This is a genomic window from uncultured Blautia sp. (assembly GCF_902497045.1).
Classification (GTDB): Bacteria; Bacillota; Clostridia; order Lachnospirales; family Lachnospiraceae; genus Blautia_A.
Genome location: NZ_CABVDF010000228.1, coordinates 1 through 4,422, shown reverse-complemented (window position 1 = coordinate 4,422; position 4,422 = coordinate 1). Strand labels below are relative to the sequence as shown.

At 44.8% G+C, this 4,422-nt stretch carries 6 protein-coding genes and 7 tRNA genes; 6 read left to right on the top strand and 7 right to left on the bottom strand.

The features are described from left to right. Window positions 1–122 precede the first annotated feature (122 nt). The 6 genes from RDS42_RS12800 to RDS42_RS12775 all read left to right on the top strand — a co-directional run bounded on the left by RDS42_RS12800 (window position 123) and on the right by RDS42_RS12775 (window position 3,614). Window positions 123–308 carry a hypothetical protein gene (locus tag RDS42_RS12800; protein ID WP_308783999.1) on the top strand — a complete coding sequence of 62 codons (186 nt, stop codon included), beginning with the start codon at window positions 123–125 and terminating at the stop codon, window positions 306–308. A gap of 155 nt (window positions 309–463) precedes the next feature. Beyond that, window positions 464–775 carry a rhodanese-like domain-containing protein gene (locus RDS42_RS12795; protein WP_308783998.1) on the top strand — a complete coding sequence of 104 codons (312 nt, stop codon included), beginning with the start codon at window positions 464–466 and terminating at the stop codon, window positions 773–775. A gap of 85 nt (window positions 776–860) precedes the next feature. Next, window positions 861–1,406, top strand: a complete 546-nt coding sequence (gene yfcE, locus RDS42_RS12790; protein ID WP_308783997.1) for a phosphodiesterase — start codon at window positions 861–863, stop codon at window positions 1,404–1,406. Continuing rightward, entirely contained in the window at window positions 1,403–2,557 is a 1,155-nt protein-coding gene (locus tag RDS42_RS12785) for a class I SAM-dependent RNA methyltransferase (protein WP_308783996.1), read from the top strand. Before yfcE ends, RDS42_RS12785 begins: the two co-directional genes overlap by 4 nt. Continuing rightward, window positions 2,554–3,138, top strand: coding sequence for an XTP/dITP diphosphatase (locus tag RDS42_RS12780; RefSeq protein ID WP_308783995.1), 585 nt, complete (start codon window positions 2,554–2,556; stop codon window positions 3,136–3,138). The genes RDS42_RS12785 and RDS42_RS12780 overlap by 4 nt, the downstream gene beginning before the upstream one ends. Further along, the gene (locus RDS42_RS12775; RefSeq protein WP_308783994.1) at window positions 3,135–3,614 is read left to right on the top strand and encodes a metallophosphoesterase; all 480 of its coding nucleotides are present in this window, start codon (window positions 3,135–3,137) and stop codon (window positions 3,612–3,614) included. Before RDS42_RS12780 ends, RDS42_RS12775 begins: the two co-directional genes overlap by 4 nt. Window positions 3,615–3,657: 43 nt before the next feature. On the opposite strand, the gene RDS42_RS12770 is transcribed toward RDS42_RS12775, so the two are convergent. The 7 genes from RDS42_RS12770 to RDS42_RS12740 all read right to left on the bottom strand — a co-directional run bounded on the left by RDS42_RS12770 (window position 3,658) and on the right by RDS42_RS12740 (window position 4,339). After that, window positions 3,658–3,738 (bottom strand) — tRNA-Leu (locus RDS42_RS12770). 84 nt (window positions 3,739–3,822) lie between these two features. Beyond that, window positions 3,823–3,895 (bottom strand) — tRNA-Lys (locus tag RDS42_RS12765). A gap of 10 nt (window positions 3,896–3,905) precedes the next feature. Continuing rightward, window positions 3,906–3,977, bottom strand: a tRNA-Gln gene (locus RDS42_RS12760). A gap of 10 nt (window positions 3,978–3,987) precedes the next feature. After that, window positions 3,988–4,061 (bottom strand) — tRNA-His (locus RDS42_RS12755). Between the two features lie 5 nt (window positions 4,062–4,066). After that, window positions 4,067–4,140, bottom strand: a tRNA-Arg gene (locus RDS42_RS12750). 19 nt (window positions 4,141–4,159) lie between these two features. Then, window positions 4,160–4,230 (bottom strand) — tRNA-Gly (locus tag RDS42_RS12745). Between the two features lie 34 nt (window positions 4,231–4,264). Further along, window positions 4,265–4,339, bottom strand: a tRNA-Pro gene (locus tag RDS42_RS12740). Window positions 4,340–4,422 lie beyond the last annotated feature (83 nt).

Sequence of the window (4,422 nt, the reverse complement as noted above, 5' to 3'; positions counted from 1 at the left end):
TATGATTTCATGAATATTATTACAACTTTTTTAACATACTATAGGATGTCATAAACAAGTTGACAAATACATCCGGCATTCAGGCGGCTGTATTCAACAGATTATATCAGGAGGTAATGAAAATGGCCAAAAATTATGAATCTGAAAACAAAACAATGAACAACACAAACAAAGCAACTGACAAAAACACACAGAATGCACAGAACTGTGGAAAAAACACCACGAAAAACAGCAGTAAAAACAGTTCCAAAAACAAACTTTCCAATGCCTATGATCTGGAAGAAAACAACTATTCCGACAGATACTAAAGCAAGAATTTACTGAACTGCAAACGCTTCTCCCTTCTTATATGATGATGCAGACAGGAGTGCCGCCCACCGCAGCACTCCTTTTTTGCATGGATTTCTAATTTGTGCTCCTTTGTGTTTTTCCGCATATGATAAATAAAAAAAGGAATACCGTTATGTTTCCAATTGAAACGATTTCTGCAAAAATGCTGGATTACTATGTTGGACGATCCGATACTATGATCATAGATGTCCGCGACCCAGATGCTTATAGAAAAAGCCATATTCTTGGCGCAGTAAATTTCCCTTATCAGGAATTATCCATATGCAGAGAACTTCCGCCTGAAAAACTCCTTGTATTTTACTGCCAAAGAGGCGGCGCCAGTATGGCTGCAGCTCGTCTTTTTGTTCGGAAAGGATACCGTACCCGTTCTGTAATCGGTGGTTTTGAAGCTTATCGCGGAAGAAATCTTGTAATTTCTTCCTAACCATGATAATGTAAAAGAGAAAATCCCTTTTCCGAACGGGAAAGAGACTTTTCTCAAAACATCCATAAATAAGGAGAATACATTAATGAAATACATGTTTGCATCGGATATACACGGTTCGGCATACTACTGCCGCAAAATGCTGGATGCTTTTCAGCAGGAAAATGCACAGCGGCTGGTTCTTCTGGGCGATCTTCTCTATCACGGACCCAGAAATGACCTCCCGAAAGAGTATGCCCCCAAAGAAGTCATCGCACTTCTTAATCAAAATAAAAACCGGATCTATGCAGTCCGTGGAAACTGTGAGGCAGAGGTGGATCAGATGGTTCTGGAATTTCCTGTCATGGCTGATTACTGCATCCTTTCTATTGACGGCAGGACTTTTTATGCCACACACGGTCATACTTACAATCAGGATCATCTGCCTCCCCTTCAGGAAAATGATATTCTGATCCATGGTCATACCCATGTCCTGAGGGCAGAGCAGATGGACGGCTACATTCTTCTTAATCCCGGCTCTGTCTCCATCCCCAAAGAAGGCAATCCGCACACCTACGCAGTGCTGGAAGACAACTGCTTTACTATTAAAGATTTTGACGGAAATACTGTCAGAGAAATGAGGCTGCCATGAAATATATGGAACTGATCGCTCCCTGCCATTTCGGCATGGAGGCTGTACTGAAACGTGAAATTCTGGATCTGGGCTATGAAATAAGCAAGGTAGAAGACGGAAAAGTTACTTTCCTTGCCGATGCCGCCGGAATCCCACAGGCAAATATATTCCTGCGTACTACAGAACGTATCCTTCTGAAAACAGGAGAATTCAAAGCAGTTACTTTCGATGAGCTTTTTGAAAAAACAAAAGCTATTCCCTGGGAAAATTATATTCCCAAGGACGGAAAGTTTTGGGTTGCCAAAGCAAACTCTGTAAAAAGCGCGCTTTTCAGTCCTTCTGATATCCAGTCTATTATGAAAAAAGCCATTGTGGAACGTCTCAAAGGCGTTTATGGCATTTCCTGGTTTCCGGAAGACGGTGCAAGCTTTCCCATCCGCGTTGCTTTTATGAAAGATATCGCCACCATCGGTATTGATACTTCCGGTGTATCCCTTCATAAAAGAGGATACCGCCAGATGACAGTAAAAGCTCCGATCACAGAAACCCTTGCCTCTGCACTTATTATGCTCACACCTTGGAACAAAGACCGCATTCTGGTGGATCCTTTCTGCGGAAGCGGTACCTTTCCTATTGAAGCAGCCATGATCGCAGCAGATATGGCGCCTGGCATGAACCGTTCTTTTCTTTCTGAGGACTGGAAACACATTATTCCGCGCAAATGCTGGTATGATGCCATAGAGGAAGCAAACGACCGGATAAATCTGGATATCAAAACAGACATCCAGGGTTACGACATTGATCCTGAAGCACTGAAGTCCGCCAGAGCCAATGCAAAAATGGCGGGAGTGGACAAGCTGATCCATTTCCAGCAAAGAGCGGTCAAAGATCTGAGTCATCCTAAACCTTATGGATTTTTGATCACCAATCCGCCCTACGGCGAACGTCTGGAAGAAAAAGCCGCACTTCCCCAGCTTTACCGGGAAATCGGTGAAAGCTTTGCCCGTCTGGACAAATGGTCCATGTACCTGATCACTTCCTATGATAAAGCAGAAAATGACATCGGAAGAAAAGCAGATAAAAACCGAAAAATATACAATGGTATGTTAAAAACCTACTACTACCAGTTTCTGGGACCCAAACCGCCAAGGAGGAATATGAATCCATGAAAAAAGTGATTTTTGCCACAGGTAATGAAGGAAAAATGAAAGAAATCCGTGAGATCCTTGGAGATCTGGATATTGAACTTCTTTCTCTGAAAGACGCAGGCATTACTGCGGATATCGAAGAAAACGGAAGTACATTTGAAGAAAATGCTATCATCAAGGCAAAAGCAATCAGTCAGCTTACCGGAGAGATTGTCCTCGCTGATGACTCCGGACTGGAGATTGATTATCTGAACAAAGAACCAGGAATTTATTCTGCCCGCTATATGGGCGAAGATACCTCCTACCATATCAAAAACGCGAACCTGATCCAAAGACTGGAGGGAGTTCCTGACCAGCAGAGAACCGCTCGTTTTGTCTGCGCTATCGCTGCTGCTTTTCCAGACGGCACCGTAAAAACAGTTCGTGCCTCCATGGAAGGAAGAATCGGTTATGAAGAAAAAGGAGAAAACGGCTTCGGCTATGATCCCATCTTTTATCTTCCGGAATACGGCTGTTCTTCAGCAGAAATCTCCATGGAAGAAAAAAATAAGATCAGCCACAGAGGGAAGGCTCTGCGCGCCATTAAGGATGAGCTCAGATGAAAATCCTTGTAGTCAGTGACACGCACGGTCGTGACGGAAATCTGGAACAGGCAGTTCTGAAGGAACAGCCCTTTGACATGCTGATCCACTGCGGAGACGTAGAAGGCAGGGAATTTTATATTGAGGCACTGGCTGAATGTCCCTGCACCATGGTCTCCGGAAATAACGACTTTTTCTCTGACCTTCCCAGAGAAGATGAACTCTCCATTGCCGGACATCGGATCCTTATCAGTCACGGGCATTATTATGGAGTATCTATGGACTTTTCCAGAATCGTAGATGAAGCACAATCCAGAAACTGCGACTGTGTATGTTTCGGACATATCCATCGTCCTGTGCTGGAAGAGATTGACGGAGTACTTGTTCTGAATCCGGGCAGTCTTTCTTTCCCCCGCCAGAGAAATCATAAGCCCAGCTATGCCGTGCTGAACATTGAAAAAAACGGACATATCTCAGCACAGATCCAATATCTGTAAAAAGCAGTATAAAAAAGCGCCTGAATAAGGCGCTTTTTTATACTGCGGGCAACAGGACTTGAACCTGCACGTCATGGACACCAGAACCTAAATCTGGCGCGTCTGCCAATTCCGCCATGCCCGCATGGATTATGAAGTTTTTCTGTATCCTCTCCAAATCCGGGTGGATACTGTAAGAAAAAAAGCATCTGTATCTCTACAGATGCAATGAGGCATCGGGGATTCGAACCCCGGACAACTTGATTAAAAGTCAAGTGCTCTACCGACTGAGCTAATGCTCCATATAAAAGACTGGGCTAGCTGGATTCGAACCAGCGAATGCAGCAGTCAAAGTGCTGTGCCTTACCGCTTGGCGATAGCCCAAAGGCGAAAGGGTGGATACAGGGATTCGAACCCTGGGCCTCCAGAGCCACAATCTGGCGCGCTAACCAACTGCGCTATACCCACCACAGCGTGCCTGAAGGGATTCGAACCCCCGACCCACGGCTTAGAAGGCCGTTGCTCTATCCAGCTGAGCTACAGACACATTTCTCTTTTTACAGAGAAGCGGGTGATGGGAATCGAACCCACGTATCCAGCTTGGAAGGCTGGTGTTCTACCATTGAACTACACCCGCATATTCGCTGAAACGGTAAAAGTTGTTTACAGCATCGGGGTGACAGGATTCGAACCTGCGGCCTCCTGGTCCCAAACCAGGCGCTCTAGCCAAACTGAGCCACACCCCGTAAACGGTATTTAATTTTCCGCGTTCGCTTGACGCAAGACATATTATATTATAGGCCTTTACAAAAGTCAACACCTTTTTTTA